17 protein-coding genes are annotated in these 15,915 nt (G+C 73.9%); 6 read left to right on the top strand and 11 right to left on the bottom strand.

The features are described from left to right. The first annotated feature begins 177 nt into the window (after positions 1–177). Positions 178–2,451 carry an ATP-binding cassette domain-containing protein gene (locus tag ABTW87_RS26785; protein WP_350653847.1) on the top strand — a complete coding sequence of 758 codons (2,274 nt, stop codon included), beginning with the start codon at positions 178–180 and terminating at the stop codon, positions 2,449–2,451. Positions 2,452–2,541: 90 nt separating this feature from the next. On the opposite strand, the gene ABTW87_RS26790 is transcribed toward ABTW87_RS26785, so the two are convergent. From ABTW87_RS26790 to ABTW87_RS26800, 3 genes are all read right to left on the bottom strand, one after another. After that, complete coding sequence (locus ABTW87_RS26790; RefSeq protein WP_350653848.1) at positions 2,542–2,961, bottom strand: protein-tyrosine phosphatase family protein; 420 nt, start codon at positions 2,959–2,961, stop codon at positions 2,542–2,544. 180 nt (positions 2,962–3,141) lie between these two features. Then, positions 3,142–3,735 carry a hypothetical protein gene (locus ABTW87_RS26795; RefSeq protein ID WP_350653850.1) on the bottom strand — a complete coding sequence of 198 codons (594 nt, stop codon included), beginning with the start codon at positions 3,733–3,735 and terminating at the stop codon, positions 3,142–3,144. Positions 3,736–4,284: 549 nt separating this feature from the next. After that, a complete protein-coding gene (locus ABTW87_RS26800; RefSeq protein ID WP_350653851.1) occupies positions 4,285–5,085 on the bottom strand; it encodes a DedA family protein in 801 nt (266 codons plus the stop codon). A gap of 97 nt (positions 5,086–5,182) precedes the next feature. On the opposite strand from ABTW87_RS26800, the gene ABTW87_RS26805 reads away from it, so the two are divergent. Next, positions 5,183–5,875 carry a carbon-nitrogen hydrolase family protein gene (locus ABTW87_RS26805; protein ID WP_350653853.1) on the top strand — a complete coding sequence of 231 codons (693 nt, stop codon included), beginning with the start codon at positions 5,183–5,185 and terminating at the stop codon, positions 5,873–5,875. 21 nt (positions 5,876–5,896) lie between these two features. Here ABTW87_RS26805 and ABTW87_RS26810 read toward each other — a convergent pair whose 3' ends face one another. The 5 genes from ABTW87_RS26810 to ABTW87_RS26830 form a co-directional block, all read right to left on the bottom strand. After that, complete coding sequence (locus ABTW87_RS26810) at positions 5,897–7,315, bottom strand: serine/threonine-protein kinase (RefSeq protein ID WP_350653854.1); 1,419 nt, start codon at positions 7,313–7,315, stop codon at positions 5,897–5,899. Between the two features lie 124 nt (positions 7,316–7,439). Further along, positions 7,440–7,643: a hypothetical protein gene (locus ABTW87_RS26815; protein ID WP_350653855.1), complete on the bottom strand. Its 204-nt coding sequence runs from the start codon at positions 7,641–7,643 to the stop codon at positions 7,440–7,442. Between the two features lie 2 nt (positions 7,644–7,645). After that, on the bottom strand, positions 7,646–8,692 hold the full coding sequence (locus ABTW87_RS26820) for a LacI family DNA-binding transcriptional regulator (RefSeq protein ID WP_350653856.1): 1,047 nt from the start codon (positions 8,690–8,692) through the stop codon (positions 7,646–7,648). A 100-nt stretch (positions 8,693–8,792) separates the two neighbouring features. Beyond that, entirely contained in the window at positions 8,793–9,680 is an 888-nt protein-coding gene (locus tag ABTW87_RS26825) for a Sco1979 family transcriptional regulator (RefSeq protein ID WP_350653858.1), read from the bottom strand. Between the two features lie 106 nt (positions 9,681–9,786). Then, the gene (locus tag ABTW87_RS26830) at positions 9,787–10,026 is read right to left on the bottom strand and encodes a DUF397 domain-containing protein (RefSeq protein WP_130324371.1); all 240 of its coding nucleotides are present in this window, start codon (positions 10,024–10,026) and stop codon (positions 9,787–9,789) included. Between the two features lie 181 nt (positions 10,027–10,207). On the opposite strand from ABTW87_RS26830, the gene ABTW87_RS26835 reads away from it, so the two are divergent. Further along, positions 10,208–10,858 carry a GGDEF domain-containing protein gene (locus tag ABTW87_RS26835; RefSeq protein WP_350653859.1) on the top strand — a complete coding sequence of 217 codons (651 nt, stop codon included), beginning with the start codon at positions 10,208–10,210 and terminating at the stop codon, positions 10,856–10,858. A 117-nt stretch (positions 10,859–10,975) separates the two neighbouring features. Continuing rightward, positions 10,976–11,626 carry a flavodoxin family protein gene (locus ABTW87_RS26840; RefSeq protein ID WP_350653860.1) on the top strand — a complete coding sequence of 217 codons (651 nt, stop codon included), beginning with the start codon at positions 10,976–10,978 and terminating at the stop codon, positions 11,624–11,626. 36 nt (positions 11,627–11,662) lie between these two features. Here the strand turns inward: ABTW87_RS26840 and ABTW87_RS26845 are convergent, their stop codons facing one another. Beyond that, the gene (locus tag ABTW87_RS26845) at positions 11,663–12,145 is read right to left on the bottom strand and encodes a type II toxin-antitoxin system PemK/MazF family toxin (RefSeq protein WP_350653861.1); all 483 of its coding nucleotides are present in this window, start codon (positions 12,143–12,145) and stop codon (positions 11,663–11,665) included. 117 nt (positions 12,146–12,262) lie between these two features. Here ABTW87_RS26845 and ABTW87_RS26850 point away from each other — a divergent pair, with 117 nt between their 5' ends. Together ABTW87_RS26850 and ABTW87_RS26855 are read left to right on the top strand one after the other, a co-directional pair. Continuing rightward, the gene (locus tag ABTW87_RS26850) at positions 12,263–12,778 is read left to right on the top strand and encodes an NUDIX hydrolase (protein ID WP_350653862.1); all 516 of its coding nucleotides are present in this window, start codon (positions 12,263–12,265) and stop codon (positions 12,776–12,778) included. A gap of 31 nt (positions 12,779–12,809) precedes the next feature. Further along, positions 12,810–14,039: a hypothetical protein gene (locus tag ABTW87_RS26855; RefSeq protein ID WP_350653864.1), complete on the top strand. Its 1,230-nt coding sequence runs from the start codon at positions 12,810–12,812 to the stop codon at positions 14,037–14,039. Between the two features lies 1 nt (position 14,040). On the opposite strand, the gene ABTW87_RS26860 is transcribed toward ABTW87_RS26855, so the two are convergent. Both ABTW87_RS26860 and ABTW87_RS26865 read right to left on the bottom strand, forming a co-directional pair. Continuing rightward, complete coding sequence (locus tag ABTW87_RS26860; RefSeq protein ID WP_350653865.1) at positions 14,041–14,442, bottom strand: DUF2267 domain-containing protein; 402 nt, start codon at positions 14,440–14,442, stop codon at positions 14,041–14,043. A 37-nt stretch (positions 14,443–14,479) separates the two neighbouring features. After that, on the bottom strand, positions 14,480–15,817 hold the full coding sequence (locus tag ABTW87_RS26865) for an MGH1-like glycoside hydrolase domain-containing protein (protein WP_350653866.1): 1,338 nt from the start codon (positions 15,815–15,817) through the stop codon (positions 14,480–14,482). Positions 15,818–15,915: the final 98 nt, after the last annotated feature.

Genomic DNA, 15,915 nt, shown 5'->3' on the forward strand with positions numbered 1-15,915 from the left:
CCGACCCTACCGCTTACCCCCCTGTTTGAGACATTGCCGGCCTTCTCCGGCGTGGCGGTGCTGTTGATCGCGGCTGAAGTCTCCACGGGGACTTCAATGAGACGATTGAAGGCGGCCAGGCCATCCACGCACGCCCGGCAGGGCTTGACCCTGCCCACGATTCCGTGAAGGGTTCGCATGCAGCAGCCAGACCGGTCCGCCGCCGACAGCCACGACATGATCGAGGTCCGCGGTGCGCGGGAGAACAACCTCGCCGCCGTCTCGGTCGACGTCCCCAAGCGCCGGCTGACCGTCTTCACCGGGGTCTCCGGCTCCGGCAAGTCCTCGCTCGTCTTCGGCACCATCGCCGCCGAGTCGCAGCGGCTGATCAACGAGACCTACAGCGCGTTCCTCCAGTCGTTCATGCCGAGCCAGTCCCGGCCGGACGTGGACTCCCTGCGCAACCTCACGCCGGCCATCGTCGTCGACCAGGAGCGGATGGGGGTGAACTCCCGCTCCACCGTGGGCACCGCCACCGACGCGTACGCGATGCTGCGCATCGTCTTCAGCCGGCTCGGCCAGCCGTACGTCGGCGGGGCGGGTGCGTTCAGCTTCAACCTGGCCGAGGGCATGTGCCCGGCCTGCGAAGGGCTCGGCCGGGTCTCCGACCTCGACGTACACGAGCTGGTCGACGTGGAGAAGTCACTCAACGACGGCGCCATCACGGTACCGAACTTCGCCGTCGACTCCTGGTACTGGCAGACCATCGTCGGCTCGGGCCTCTTCGACCCGGACCTGAAGCTGCAGGACTACACCCCGCAACAGTGGGAGGACCTCCTCCACAAGCCCGCCACGAAGATCAGGATGGGCAGCAACAACTGGACGTACGAGGGCCTGGTCGTCAAGGTACGCCGGCTCTTCCTCGCCAAGGACCGGGAGGCGATGCAGCCGCACGTCCGGGCGTTCGTGGACCGGGCGGTCACCTTCACCACCTGCGCCGCCTGCGGCGGCACCCGGCTGAACGCCGCCGCGCTCTCCTCCCGCATCGCAGGGCGCAACATCGCCGAGTGCGCGGCCATGCAGATCAACGACCTGGCCCAGTTCGTCCGCGGTGTCGACGATCCGGCGGTCGCGCCGCTCGTGGCCAACCTGCGCGACCTGCTCGACTCCCTCGTCGAGATCGGCCTCGGCTACCTGAGCCTGGATCGCGAGTCCGCCACCCTGTCCGGGGGCGAGGCGCAGCGGGTGAAGATGGTCCGGCATCTCGGCTCCCCGCTCTCCGACGTCACGTACGTCTTCGACGAGCCCACCGTCGGCCTGCACCCACACGACATCGCGCGAATGAACGACCTGCTGCTGCGGCTGCGCGACAAGGGAAACACCGTCCTCGTCGTCGAGCACAAGCCGGAGACCATCGCCATCGCCGACCACGTCGTCGACCTCGGGCCCGGGGCCGGCACGGCCGGCGGCCGGATCTGCTACACCGGGGACGTGGCCGGCCTGCGCCGCTCCGACACCCTCACCGGCCGGCACCTCGACCACCGGATCCGGCTGCGCGAGCGGGTACGCCGGCCCACCGGACACCTGTCGATCCGCGACGCCGACCTGCACAACCTGCGGAACGTGAGCGTCGACGTCCCGCTGGGGGTGCTGACCGTCGTCACCGGCGTCGCCGGCTCCGGCAAGAGCTCGCTCATCCACGGCTCGCTGCGCCGCCGCGACGGCGTCGTCATCGTCGACCAGTCCCCCATCCGGGGCTCGCGGCGCAGCAACCCGGCCACCTACACCGGCCTGCTCGACCCGATCCGTACCGCTTTCGCGAGAGCCAACGGCGTGAAGGCGGCCCTGTTCAGCGCCAACTCGGAGGGCGCCTGCCCGACCTGCAGAGGCATCGGCCTCGTCTACACCGACCTGGCGATGATGGCCGGCGTCGCCTCGGTCTGCGAGCGGTGCGAGGGCCGGCGGTTCACCGACGAGGTGCTCACCTACCGGCTGCGCGGGAAGAACATCAGCGAGGTCCTCGCTATGCCGGTCAGCGAGGCGCGGGAGTTCTTCCCCAGCGGCCCGGCGCGGGTCGTGCTCGACCGGCTCGCCGACGTCGGGCTGAGCTACGTCACCCTGGGCCAGCCGCTCACCACCCTCTCCGGCGGCGAACGCCAGCGGCTCAAGCTCGCCATCCACATGGCCGAGCGGACCAGCACGTACGTCCTCGACGAGCCGACCACCGGCCTGCACCTCGCCGACGTCGACACGTTGCTCGCCCTGCTCGACCGGCTGGTCGACGCCGGCAACACGGTGATCGTCATCGAGCACCACCAGGCGGTCATGGCGCACGCCGACTGGATCATCGACCTCGGTCCCGGCGCCGGCCACGACGGCGGCCGGATCGTGTTCACCGGCACTCCCGCCGATCTGGTCGATCACAGCGACACGCTGACCGCCCGCCACCTGCGGGAGTACGTCGGACGCTGAGCGGGTGGCCGGCCGCCCGCCGCGAAGGCCGGCGGCCGGCTCACCGCTTGAATGGCCGGGTACCGACTCGGGGCGAGCCGGCTCCGGCGCTCAGCGGAGGTGACGGAGCCAGCGACGCTGCCACGGCGTCTCGACGGCGCGCGGGCGGTAGTGCCTGCGCACCCAGGTGACCGCGTCCTCGGGCGGCAGGCCATCGAGGATGGCCAGCGCGGCCAGAGCCGTTCCGGTGCGTCCGGTACCGCCCTTGCAGGCCACCTCGACGCGCTCACCGGCGCGGGCGCGGCGCAGCGCCTCCCGCAGGGCGTCGATCGCGTCGGCCCGGTCGACCGGTACCCAGAAGTCCGGCCAGCGGATCCGCCGGTGCGGCCAGGCCGGGACCGGCCCGGGCGCCAGCAGCAGTGCGAAATCGGCGGGCGGGACCTCGTCTCCGACACGCCGCCCGCGCACGGCCGCTCCACTGGGCAACAGGACCACACCCGGCTGCGCCGCCCACGTCTCCCGCTCGGCCACCCGCTCATCCTGCCACCCGCGCGATCAACTCCGGCGATCATGGAGTTGTGGTGGCCGGTTCACCCCGATCCGGGGCTTTCATCAGGCACCACAACGTCATGATCGACCCGGTGGGGGTGGGGACGCTGCTGGCCGGCACCCGGGTTCGGGTGCCGGCCAGCGTGGTCGTGCGGTGTGGGGTCAGCTGTTCCAGTGCTCGGCGACGAGGTCGGCGGCCTGCTGCTCCCACTGGGCGTAGTGGTCCGGGTAGGCCGAGACCTGCACGGTCTGCGCGGCCACGGTCAGCGGCATGTCCTGCCACCCGTCGACCTGCTTGAGACCCTTCAGAAACGCCATCGTCGAGTACTCCGGGTCGGTGATCTGCTCGACCGTGCCCCAACCCGAGGACGGGCGCTGCTGGAACAGGCCCTGCGAGTCGTGGTCGTTGCGCTCACCCAGGTGACCCAGGTTCTCCAGCTTCGACTCCTGCAACGCGGTACCGATCGCGACCACGGCGGCCCGCTCGTCCATGCCGGCCTTCTTCGTCGCCGCGATGATCGCCTTGACGTTGGCGACCTGCTCATCGGACAGGTCGATCCGCGACTGCGCACCCTGCACACCATGCGGGATCAGCTTGCCGGTGTCGGGCTTGTCGGCCTGCACCGCCACAGCGGCGGCCGGGCTGCTCGCCATCGCGGCGGTGGTGGTGTCGTGGTTCAGCGGGCCGGCGGCCATGCCACCGGCGAACGCCAGACCAGCAACACCCAGAACGCTCTTACGGAAGATCGTGTTCATGACGGAAGCTCCATTCGGGGGATTGGCACCACGCCAGGGGGCGGCAGTGGTGCAAGCACCATCCGAGGCGCTCACAAGACTTGGGGGAAGAACCCGGCCGGGGCGGGGGGACGCCCTACACGGTGCCGGGTCCAGATGTAACGACCGACCGGCCGACATCATTCCGGCCACCACCACCGCGGCCGAAGCCCGCGCGGTCCTGCTCGATCGTCCACGAGATGTAACGACCCCGAGCCCCGCATCATTCCGCCAACCGGATGACCCCGACCACACCCCCAAACCCGACAACCGACACCGGACGTCGCGGTAGATCACGCTGTATCGCACGTGCAGTGGCCTCCCGCGCACCAGCAGGCCACTACAACTGCGTCGCAGCGTGATCTTGCAGGTCGGAGCGCCCCGGCGTAGCTCGCTACGACCGCACGGACGTGCCGGACCACGCGAAAATGGACATGGCCGCTGAGTCGTCAGCCACTCAAGCGCTGAAGTCGGACTTACCGAACGCCGACCACCGCGAGCGACATCGGGCGGTCGGATCACGCCAGGGCATCAGTCCTCGTCGGCCCCCCTCGACCAGGTACTCCGGTAGACCGTGCCCCGTCCGTCCGGGTCCGGCACGCCCTCAGGCCGCGGCACCGACGACGGGAACTCGTCCTCCGGCCCGTTGGGCAGGACTCCCCCGGCCGTACGCGACCGGCGCACCCGGGTGGCGACGAACCAGACGAGACCGACCGCGCAGGCGGCGATGACGATCTTCTGGAGGACGCCGGCGTAACCCTCGACCAGATGCCAGTTGTCGCCGAGCAGGTACCCGGCCAGGATGAACGTGGTGTTCCAGATCAGGCTGCCCAGCGTGGTGTAGACGACGAAGGTCAGGAGGGGCATCCGTTCCACCCCGGCCGGGATGGAGATCATGCTGCGGAAGATCGGGATCATCCGCCCGAAGAACACGGCCTTGACGCCGTGCCGGAGGAACCACTCCTCGGTCTTGTCGACGTCGCTCAGCTTCACCAGCGGCAGCCGGGCGGCGATGGCCCGCATCCGCTCCCGTCCGAGCGCGGCCCCGATGTAGTACAGCGCCAGCGCGCCCACCAGCGACCCGAGCGTGGTCCAGAAGATGGCGCTGGCCACGCTCATCCGGCCCTGCCCGGCGACGAACCCGGCGAGCGGCAGGATCACCTCGCTGGGGATCGGCGGGAACAGGTTCTCCAGGGCGACGGCGAGGCCGGCACCGGGCCCGCCGAGCTTCTCCACCAGTCCGACGACGTGCCCGACCAGGCCGTCCTGGGGTGGTTCGGCCTGTTCGGTCGTCGTGCCGGCGGCGAGCAGGGCGTGCGCGGGTCCAAGCATGGGCTACACGCTACGAACTGATCCTGGGAACAGATCATGCGGGCGGCGCCTCAGGGCGGACCGGGACTATGCTCTGGCCGTCCGGGAGGTGAGCCCCATGCGTACGCCCCTGCGCATCGCCGCGGCCCAACCCGCCTGCGAGCCGTACGACGTCGCCGTCAACGCGGCCCGGCACGCCGCGGTGGTCCGCGCGGCGGACGCCCGCGTGGTGGTCTTTCCGGAGCTGTCACTGACCGGCTACCACCTGGACGCGCCCGTCCTCGATCCGGCCGATCCGGCGTTGATCCCGCTGGTCGACGCGTGTGCGGTGACCGGCACGCTGGCCCTGGCCGGCGCCCCGGTTAACGGCGACCACATCGCGACGGTCGCGGTCGACGGGCACGGGGCGCGGGTGGCGTACCGCAAGATGTGGCTTGGCGGCGGCGAGCCGCGGCGCTTCTCGCCGGGCGACGTGCCGACGGTGCTCGAGGTGGACGGCTGGCGGCTCGGACTGGCGATCTGCAAGGACACCGGAGTCACGGAGCACGCCCGGTGCACGGTCGGCGACGGCATCGACGTGTACGCCGCGGCAGTGCTTGAGGACGCCCGGGCCGCGGCCGTCACCGACGGGCGGGCACTGCGGATCGCCACGGCGCACCGGGTGCACGTCGCGGTCGCCAGTTTCGCCGGTTCGACGGGCGAGGGTTACGCCGACGCGGCCGGTGGGTCCGCGATCTGGTCGCCGGACGGAATCGTGCTCGCACGGGCCGGCACCGCGACCGGCGACATCGCGCGCACCGTCCTGCGCTGAGCCGGCGCCACGACCGCCGGATCAGCCGGCGGTCGCGCCGTCGAGGAGAGCGTCGAGCCGGGTCGCCACGGACCGGTCGAGCCTGCCGTCCTCGACCGCGTCGGCGAGGCGCTCGCGCAGCTTCTCGACCCGCTTGGCGCGGTCCTGCGGCCGGCGGTTCAGGTCGGCCAGGTCCCGGCCCAGTTGTTCGGCGGTCTTGCGGTCGGCCTCGCCGGTGGCGACGGCGAGGGCGAGCACGGCGGCGAACTCGGCGGCCAGGTCCCGCAGGCCCACCTGGGCGGGCCGGCTGGTGGCGGGGGCGGCCGTGCTCGGGCGAGGCGCCGCCGACGTGGGCGTCTCGACGGGCACCACCGGGCCGGCCGGGCCGGCGTTCGGCGATCGGGTTCCCGGCTCACCGAGGCTCAGGACGGTGACCGTGCCGAGGAGCACCGCGAGACCGACGGCGACGAGGGCGGCGACGGGTCGCCGCCGAGCCGGCGGGCGTGCGCGCGGGGGCGGCGGCAGGACCGGCCGGCCGCCCCCGGGGCGGTGGTCGACCAGAGTCGGTGGGTGGGCGGGCACCGGCGCGCGGTGGGACGGCAGGACCGCGGTGGGCGGGTCGGTGGGCCGGACCGCGCGGAGGTGAGCGGCGACCTGCGCGGCGGTGGGGCGGCGCGCCGGGTCCGCGACGAGGCAGGCCAGGATGAGGCGTGCCACGTCGGCCGGCAGGCCGGGGACGTCCGGCGGCGGCACCGGCACGCCCCGGGCGTGCACGCTGACGGCGTCCTGCCAGCTGTCGACCGGTAGCGGGCCCCGGCCGGTGACGGTGCGGTAGAGCAGGGCGCCGAGGGCGTACACGTCGCTGGCCGGGTTCGGCCGGCCGGGTCGCATCCGTTCCGGGGCGAAGTAGGCGGGGGTGCCCAGGAGCAGCTCACCGGTCTGCCCGGCCAGTGGGTGATCCGGTCCGGCCAGCGCGGCGATGCCGAAGTCGAGCACCTTGGCGCCGGTGACGGTGAGCATGACGTTGCCGGGTTTGACGTCGCGGTGCACCACGCCGATGTGGTGGGCGGCGGCGAGCGCCCCGGCGACCTGGCCGGCCATCCGTACGGCGTCGGGCCAGGGCAGCGGGCCGGCGGCGAGGCGCTCGGCGAGGTTGCGTCCCTCGACCAGCTCCATCACCAGGTACGGCACGACCACGCCCCCGTCGAGGGTCGCCTCGCCGTAGTCGTACACCTGGGTGACGTGGGGGTGGTTGAGCCGGGCGGCGGCGCGGGCCTCGCGCTGGATGGTGGCGCGCAGCTGCGGGTCGGCGGCCAGGTTCGCGACGAGCGCCTTCACCGCGACGGCGCGGTGCAGCACCTGGTCGTCGGCGCGCCACACCTCGGACATCCCGCCGCGACCGATGCGCTCGCGCAGGACGTACCGGTCGTGCAGCCGGAGGCTGGGCATGAACGCGGACATCAGCTCCAGTCTGCCTGGCCGACCAAGCGCGTCACCAGCCGGTGACGCCCGGTAGTTGCCGGGGTGGGCGATTCGTGCCCGAAGTCGCCGTGACTTTCCTCCGAACGGGCCGGGCGGGCGCGGCTCAGGTGCAGCGGGGCGGGACGGGCACCGGGGCGGGCTGGATGCGGTCGGCGAGCCGCCGCAGGGCGGTGGCGGCGGTACGCCGGCCGCGTGCGAGGCGCGGGGCGCGTACCCGCTCGGGCCGGACGGGCGCGTCAGGCCGGGCGGAGGTGACGTGCCGGGTCACGGCGTCGACGGCGAGCAGGAGACCGGCGGGCTGTTCCATGGTCAACTCCCTACGGGACGGGTGGACGATCGGACGACGAGCGCGGTCGGCAGCAGCACCTGCCGGGCCGCGGGATCGGCGGGCGGATCGAGGAGCAGCCGGGCGGCGAGCCGGCCCTTCTCCTCGGCGGGCTGGCGCACGGTCGTGAGACCGGCGGCGGCCGCCTCGGCGACGTCGTCGAAGCCGGTCACCGACACCGGCGGCCCGCCCGCCAGCGCGTCGAGGGCGCCCAGGGCGAGCACGTCCGAGCAGGCCAGCACGGCGGTCGGGGACGGGTCGGCGGCGCGCAGGGGCGCGACGGCGGCGGCGCCGGAGGCGCGGTCGTTGCCGGTGGAGTTGAGCACCGTCAGCTCCGGCCACGCGAGGCCGACCTCGGCGAACGCGTCGGCGAAGCCGGCCAGCCGGCCCCGGGTGGTGGAGTGCGGAACCTCGTCGACGTGGGCGAGCCGCAACTCTCCGCTGGGCGCACCGGGCAGCACCGAGTCGCCGAGCAGGGCCACCCGCCGGTGGCCGAGGGCGGCCACGTGCCGGGCGATCTCCCGCGCGGCGGCGCGCTCGTCGATGCCGACGTAGGGCTCGTCGGGGCCGGCGTCCGGGCGGGGCGCGGTGGTCACGTACGGCAGGTTGCGGGCCCGGATGGCGTCCAGCGCCCAGCTCTCGTGGCCGGCGCAGTAGACGCAGAAGCCGTCCACCGCGGCGTTCTCGATCGCCTGCCGGGCGCCGGCCGCGTCGCCGGACAGCGGCACGAGCAGCAGGCTCGTGCCGTGCCCCTCGGCGGCGGTGGCGACGCCGGCGAGGAAGCGGACGGCGAACGGGTCGGTGAAGGCGTACGACAGTTGGGAGGTGAACAGGACGCCGATCGCGCCCACGTAGCCCCGCCGCAGTGAGCGGGCGGTCGGGTTGGGGCCGGGATAGCCCATCTCGCGCGCGGTGCTCAGGATCCGCTCGCGCAGCGCCGCGGACAGCTGGTCGGGCCGGCAGTACGCATTGGACACCGTGCTGCGGGACACTCCCACCGCCTCGGCGACGGCCTGCAGGGTCGGCTTCACGGGACACCTTCTGGATCGATTCAGTCTGGATCGATCCAGAGACTACCCGCACGGGTCGTCACACGTCAATGCGGACGTGCCGGTGCGGGCGGACGGCCCGTTACCCGGCGGGCAGGTCGTCCAGGATGCGGCCGAGCAGCTCGGGCGTGCGCTCGGGCGGCTCCGCCTCCACGCAGAGCCGCTCCATCGCCACCGCGTAGTGGTCCAGGTCCTCGCGCTTGTCGAGGTAGAGCGCGCTGGTGAGCTGTTCGATGTAGACGATGTCGGGCAGGTCCGCGTCGCCGAAGCGCAGGATGGAGAAGGCGCCGCCGGCGGCGGCGTGCCCACCGGCCGCGAACGGCATGACCTGGAGTCGCACGTTCGGTGACTTCGTCGCCTCGATCAACGCCGCGAGCTGCTCGCGCATGACCCGCGGACCGCCGATCGGCCGGCGCAGCGCCGCCTCGTCGACGACGGCCCACAACTGCGGCGGATCGTCCCGGCGCAGCAGCCGCTGCCGCTGCATGCGCAGCGCGACCCGGCGGTCGACCTCCGCCGCCGCGGCCCGGGCGTGGCCGAGGAGCACGACGGCCCGCGCGTACTCCCGGGTCTGGAGCAGGCCGGGCACGAACTGCACCTCGTACGTGCGGATCAGGGCGGCGGCCGCCTCCAGCCCCAGGTACGCCTGGAACCAGGACGGCAGCACGTCGCCGTACCGGTGCCACCAGCCGGGGCTGTTCGCGTCCCGGGCGAGCTTGAGCAGGACCTCCCGCTCCTGCTCGTCGGTCACCCCGTAGAGCGTGAGCAGGTCGGCGACGTCACGCTCCTTGAAGCCGACCCGGCCCAGCTCCATCCGGCTGATCTTCGACTCGGAGGCGCGGATCTCCCAGCCGGCGCCCTCGCGGGTCACCCCGCGCGACTCACGCAGCCGGCGCAGCTGCGCCCCGAGCATCATGCGCAGGACGGTCGGGCCGGTGGCCGGACCGCCCTCGGCCGGAATAGTCGCCACTGCCGCCCTCCGCAGGCCGGACCTCGCAGGGGCCGGGCACCCCCGCCCGGCCGACGTGTAAGCATGCCATGAACGGTCAGTGAGGGGAATCGTTCCCGACGGCGGGTCAGCCGATCAGATGGTCGAAGTCGCCGTCCCGGGCGCCGAGCACGAAGGCCGCGATCTCGTCCACTGTGTAGATGAGCGCCGGGCCGTCGGGGTGCCGGGAGTTGCGAACCGCGATGCCCGCGCCGCCGGGGAGTTCGGCCAGCTCGACGCAGTTGCCGCTGGGGTTGCTGCGGCGGCTCTTCTGCCACCGCAGGGGCGGCAGGTGGTGGATGGGAACGCCGTTGGGTGGCGGCTGCATGCGCGTCCTTCGCTTTCTGCACGTGCATCTGCTATTGCATCTGCATCGGACAGCGAGCATGATAGCGGACATGAGCGGTGTCGAGCCGCTCACTGTCCGTCACTAAACCTGGGCCGCGACCAGGGAAAACACGGGGTCGGTGACCGCCGGCGATGCCGGGGGCGTCGGGACGGGAGGGCTCGTGCCGGATCCGCTGACGATCGCGTCCGGCATCTGCGCCGCGGGCGCCCTGGTCTCGTCCTGGCAGTTGCACCGCCGGGCGGTCCGCGCCGAGACGGAGATCGGCATCCTCCAGGCCGAACTGGCCGCCGAGCGCCACGCGGCCAGTCACGACCCGCTCACCGGGCTGCCCAACCGGCGCGCCTTCCACCGGCTGGCCGCCGCGCTGCTGACCAGGGCCGACGGGCAACCGCTGATCGCGGTCGTCCTCGATCTCGACGACTTCAAGCAGATCAACGACCGGTACGGACACGCCGCCGGCGACCAGGTGCTGATCAGCGTGGCGCAGCGGCTCGCCGCCTTCGCCGGCGACGACCCGGTGGCCCGGCTCGGTGGTGACGAGTTCGCCGGGCTGCTCACCACCCCGGGCGTCGACCGGAGGTGGCTCGAGCACGCCACCCGCCGGTTGCGTGACGTCGTGGCCGCGCCGATCCCCCTGCGCGGGGTCAGTCTGCGGGTGACGGCCTCGATCGGACTGGCCCCGGTCACCGGTCCGGGCCAACTCTTCGAAGCGCTGGATCGGGCCGACGCGGCGATGTACCGGGCGAAGAGCATCGGGTCGTCCCGGCCCCGCCGGGAACTGCTCGACAGCGCGGGCGCGGCCGACCGCTGAGGCGGGTCAGCCGAGCGTACGCGGGTGCCGCGTCAACGGGCCCCGAGAACCGAGGTGTCCGCGAGCGGCCGCCCGGGTATGCCGGCGGAGTCACCCCACCGCCGAGAGGAACCCGCCGTGGCCGCGATCCGGGCTCTGGTCCTGAACTGCACGCTCAAACGCTCCCCCGCACCATCCAGCTCCGAGGTGCTCGCTCAGGAGGTGCTCGACGCGCTGGGCGAGCAGGGCGTCGAGGGCGAACTGGTTCGCGTCGTCGACCACGACGTGCGGTTCGGCGTCTCAACCGACGAGGGCGCCGGCGACGGCTGGCCCGCGATCCGGTCCAAGCTGCTGGCCGCCCAGATCCTGATCATCGCGACACCGATCTGGCTCGGCCAGCCGTCCGCGGTCTGCAAGATGGTGCTGGAGCGGCTCGACGCCGAACTGTCCGAGACCGACCCGCAGGGGCGGCTGCTCACGTACGGGAAGGTGGCCGGCGTCGCGGTGGTCGGCAACGAGGACGGCGCCCACCACACCATCGGCCAGGTGCAACAGGCGCTCAACGAGGTGGGGTTCACCTGCCCGGCCGCCGGGGCCACCTACTGGGTCGGCGAGGCGCTGCACAAGGTCGACTACATCGACGCCCGGCCGAAGCCGGACACCACCGGCCGGACGACGACGGCGCTGGCGCTCAACAGCGCGCACCTCGCCCGGCTGCTCGCCGAGCAGCCGTACCCGCCGCCGGACGCCACCGGCGCCGCCGTCGGCCCCAGCCGCGAGCCGGCCTGACACCGGCCGCGTGCGCCGGCCTCGACCGGCCGGACGTCAGCGCCAGCCGTAGCCGGCCCGCAGCGCCCGGGCCACCCGGTCGAAACGCTCCCGGTCGAGCACCGCGCCCTCGCGGCGGATGCTGTCCTCCCGCATGGTCAGCACCCGGTCCAGCCGCAGCCAGCTCGACCGGTTGTCCCGGTCCCAGCCGCCCGGCCCGAGGGCGAGCCAGTGCCGCTGCCCGTCCCGGTCCGCCTGGCTGGACAGCATCAGCCCGTACAGGGTCCGGCTGTGCCGGCCCACCACCAGCACCGGCCGGTCCTTGCCCTGGCGCGGGTCTTCCTCGTACGGCACCCACGTCCAGACGATCTCACCGGGATCGGCGTGCCCGTCGAGCTCCGGCGCGTACGCGAGCTGGCGGCGCTGAAGTGCGGCGACATTGCGCGGTCGCGCCACCCGGGCCGGCGCGGGGCCGGGGCGTCGCGGGGACGGGATGACGGCGCCGAGACGCGCGGCCACGTTCCTCAGAAGACCTGCCACGGCGGGCAGCCTAGCGCCCGGCGGACGGCACCACCGAGAGGAGCCGGGGTGGACGGGCGCCCCGGCACCGACCAGGATCGATGCCATGACCGTTTACCCCCACGCCGGCGAGGCGTCGTGATCGACCTGCCGGACGACTACCCGCTCGTCGAACGCCGCTCGGTGCGGCTGGTGGTGCTCGACGCCGACCGCCGGGTACTGCTGTTCCACACCCGCGAGCCGGCGCACCCCCGGCTCGGCACCTGGTGGGAGCTGCCCGGCGGCGGGATGGACCCGGGCGAGACGTATCTCGACACCGCCGTACGCGAACTGCGCGAGGAGACCGGCATCGTGGTCGGGCCCGATCGGGTCGGGGCGCCCACCTGGCGGCGGAGCGCCAGCTTCCTGCACCGGCACCGCCGGCACCTGCAGCACGAGGTGATCGTGACGGTCCGGCTGGACCGACCGGGGCCGGACGTGGACGAGACGGACCGGCTGGACTACGAGCGGGAGGACTACTTCGGCTTCCGCTGGTGGCCGGTCGACGAGGTGGTGGCGGACGGCGGGCGCTTCTACCCCGGCCGGCTACCGAAACTGCTTACCAAGTTCCTCGCCGGCGAGGAGATCGACGAGCCGTTCGAACTGTGGTCGTGACGAGACGGCCGGCAGCGGGCAGAGTGGACCGATGACCGACATCCCCGCCTGCGTGGCCCGGTACGCCAACCGCCTGCACACCGCCGTCGGCGACGAGCACCACGTCGCCTCCCCGCTGGGGGCCTGGCTCCTGCTGGCCCTGGTCGCCCCCGCCGCCACCGGAACCGCGCGAGCCGGGCTGGAGGAGGTGCTCGGCACCGACGCCGAGGCCGCCGCCGACACCGCCCGGGCGCTGCTGGCCGAGCCGCACCCGCTGGTCGGGGCCGCGACCGCTCTCTGGCAGGACGCCGCGCTCGACACGCCCGCCCTCGCCACCTGGCGCGCGGGCCTGCCACCGTCGACGCGGACCGGTCCCCTGCCCGACCAGGCCACCCTCGACGCGTGGGCGCGCGAGCACAGCCTCGGGCTCATCGAGCGGTTCCCGCTGGCGCTGACCCCGGAGGTGCTGCTGGTCCTGGCCAGCGCGCTGGCGACCCGGGTGTCCTGGGCGGACCCGTTCGGGGTCGCCGAGGCGAACGCGCTCGGTGCGGGCAGCGCGTGGTCCGTCCGGCTGCGGCGGGTGCTGCGCACTCCCCCGAACGGCCACCGGGCCTGGATCGCCGCCGCCGGTCCGGTCGGGGACGTGATCGTCCACGCCGCGCCGGCCCGGCCCGCCGAGGAGGGCGGGCCGGGGCTGCTCGTGGTGTCGGTGGCGGCGGCGCCCGACGTCGCTCCCCGGGACGTGCTCGCGGCGGCCCACGAGCAGGCGCTGCGCGCAGTCGGCGGGCACGAGGACCGGCGGTCCCTCTACGACCTGCCGCTGGGCGACGCTCCGCTGTGGACGCTGCGGGAGGAGACGGTGCACACGTTCCAGGCCCGCGAGGAGCGCGTGACGGCGGTGCTGCCCTGCTGGTCGGCGGAGAGCCGGCACGACCTCACGCCCGCCGCGCTCGGGTTCGCCGCCGCGGCGGACGCCGTCCGGGATCTGGTCAGGGCCCCCGGCCTCCAGTTCGACGCCGTGCAGTCCGCCGCCGCCCACTACGGCCGGTACGGGTTCGAGGCCGCCGCCGTCACCGCGTTCGCCATGGCGATGGGCCTGCCACCGGAGCAGGTACGACGCACCGCGGAGCTGCGCTTCGCCCACCCGTACGCGGTCGTCGCCGTCGCCACCGACGAACGGTCCGGCGGGCCGTGGCACGGCCTACCGGTCTTCTCGGCCTGGGTCGCCGAGCCGGAGGAGCTGCCCGAGGCCGACGCGGCGGACCCGCCTCAGCAGTGGTGACTCACCAGTCGGGCGGGCGCGGGATCGGCTGGGTCATGCCGTCGAAGTCGCGGGGCAGCTGCGCCACCATGGCGCGGAACTCGTCGACGGTGACCGCCTCGCGCAGGGTGGCGAAGACGGCGGCGGTGCCGAGCCGGGCGGTCTCGTCGTCGACCCCGGCCCGCTCCCCCACCCGGCGCAGGAACTCGACCGGGCCGATGGCCGGCGGCGGGCCGCCGGCGCTGCCGGGCGCGGCCAGGTAGTCGCCCGCCTCGTCCGGCAGGTGCCCGGCGAGGTCGGCGGCCTCCCCGCCGGTCATCCGCTCCACCATCGTCTGCAGGACGGCGCGGGAGAGCATCGCGGCCTGGTTGGTCGGCAGTCCCGCGCGCCGGGCCACCGCGTCGACGAAGAGGGGAAACCGCACGGCCCGGCTTACCCGCGCGGTGCTGCCGCAAACGGTGTCAGCCGCGCTCGGCGAGGACGTCGAGCAGGAGCGCGGCGGTCCACCCGAACGCCGGCGATCCGAGCCCGGCGCCGGTGTCCGGGTGGAAGTACTCGTGGCAGCCCGAGCGCGCCACCAGGTCGATCATCGACCGGCGCAGCCCGGCCGCCAGGTCCGCCCGGCCGTGCGCCAGCAGGCCGCGGCGCAGCAGCCAGGCCAGGTTCAGCCAGCTCGGGCCGCGCCAGTACCGCAGCGGTTCGAAGTCCGCCGCGGTCCGGTCGTGGCTGGGCAGCGGGCGGTCCATCCGGGCGCCGAGCCCGAACCGGGGCGAGCACGCCTCGGCGACCACCGTCGCGACCGGCCGCGCCGGCAGGCCGGACAGGACCAGCGGCATCAGCCCGAGCGCGGTCCGGGCCGGCAGCAGCCGCCCGGTGCGCAGGTCACGCGGGTGGAACAGGCCGGTCGCCGGGTCGTACAGCCGGTCGACGACGGCCTCGGTGATCGCGGCGGCGCGCTCCCGGTGCGGGCCGGGGTCGGCGCCGACCGTCCCGGCGATCCGCGCGAGGGCCTGCTCCGCCTCCCCGGCCGCCGCGTTGAGCAGCGGGCACTCCACCAGGAACGGATGCCGGTCGGCGAGCCGTTCGTCCCGGTACCGCACGGCGCGGTACGCCGCGACGATCGCCACGTACCGCGCGTAGTCCAGGTCCGTGGGGCGGTGCGCGGCGTCGGTGTGCGCGGTGTCGTGCCGGCGGTACGCGCGCATGACGGCCGCCTCGGCGGGCACCGCCGCCAGCGGGATGTCCCAGGCCGGGCTGTTGTCCAACCCGGACTCCCACGGGTGGACGATGCACGCGAGCCCACCCCCACCGACGTCGCGGTGCGTCGCCAGGTACCGCTGCTGGGCCACGAGCCGCGGGTACAGCCGGCCCAGGGCGGCGCGCGCCGCGTCGCAGGGGTCACGGCGGTAGGCGAGCCACCCGGCGAGCGCGTGCACCGGCGGCTGGACCAGGCCCGAGGTGGCGGCCGGCGGCGCGCCCTCGGCGCACGCCGAGTCCCAGAACCCGGGGCCGGGGAAGTACGACCCGGCGGGCAGGGCCGGGTTGAACACGATGTGCGGCACCCGCCCGTCGCCCCACTGGGCCCGGAACAGGCCGGCCAGTTCCCGCCAGGCACGCGCGGGCCGCAGGTGGGACCAGCCGATCGCGGTGAACGCCGAGTCCCAGCTCCACTGGTGGGGGTAGAGGGTGCGCGAGGGGACGGTGTGGTCGTGTTCCCAGTTGGCGCTCAGTGTGGCGACGGCGACCGCCCGGAGGGCGCCGGCGTCGGCGGCCACCCCGGTGGCCTGCCCGGCGGTCATGCCGCCCTACCTTTCATAGCGAGCCCGACGGTGGTAGTCGTACGGGCTGACGCGGGCGAGGCAGGTATGGCTTTCATGCTGGCTGCCGTGCATGGCCA

The sequence above is a fragment of the Micromonospora sp. NPDC126480 genome, from assembly GCF_040302465.1.
Taxonomy (GTDB): domain Bacteria; phylum Actinomycetota; class Actinomycetes; order Mycobacteriales; family Micromonosporaceae; genus Micromonospora.

What these genes read in the sequence shown, in the direction of transcription:
- ABTW87_RS26800 (WP_350653851.1), bottom strand. Translation starts at nt 5,085, where the DNA reads ATGCTTGGACCCGCGCACGCCCTGCTCGCCGCCGGCACGACGACCGAA.
- ABTW87_RS26785 (WP_350653847.1), top strand. Translation starts at nt 178, where the DNA reads ATGCAGCAGCCAGACCGGTCCGCCGCCGACAGCCACGACATGATCGAG.
- ABTW87_RS26795 (WP_350653850.1), bottom strand. Translation starts at nt 3,735, where the DNA reads ATGAACACGATCTTCCGTAAGAGCGTTCTGGGTGTTGCTGGTCTGGCG.
- ABTW87_RS26815 (WP_350653855.1), bottom strand. Translation starts at nt 7,643, where the DNA reads ATGGAACAGCCCGCCGGTCTCCTGCTCGCCGTCGACGCCGTGACCCGG.
- ABTW87_RS26855 (WP_350653864.1), top strand. Translation starts at nt 12,810, where the DNA reads ATGACCGACATCCCCGCCTGCGTGGCCCGGTACGCCAACCGCCTGCAC.
- ABTW87_RS26805 (WP_350653853.1), top strand. Translation starts at nt 5,183, where the DNA reads ATGCGTACGCCCCTGCGCATCGCCGCGGCCCAACCCGCCTGCGAGCCG.
- ABTW87_RS26810 (WP_350653854.1), bottom strand. Translation starts at nt 7,315, where the DNA reads ATGTCCGCGTTCATGCCCAGCCTCCGGCTGCACGACCGGTACGTCCTG.
- ABTW87_RS26865 (WP_350653866.1), bottom strand. Translation starts at nt 15,817, where the DNA reads ATGACCGCCGGGCAGGCCACCGGGGTGGCCGCCGACGCCGGCGCCCTC.
- ABTW87_RS26830 (WP_130324371.1), bottom strand. Translation starts at nt 10,026, where the DNA reads ATGCAGCCGCCACCCAACGGCGTTCCCATCCACCACCTGCCGCCCCTG.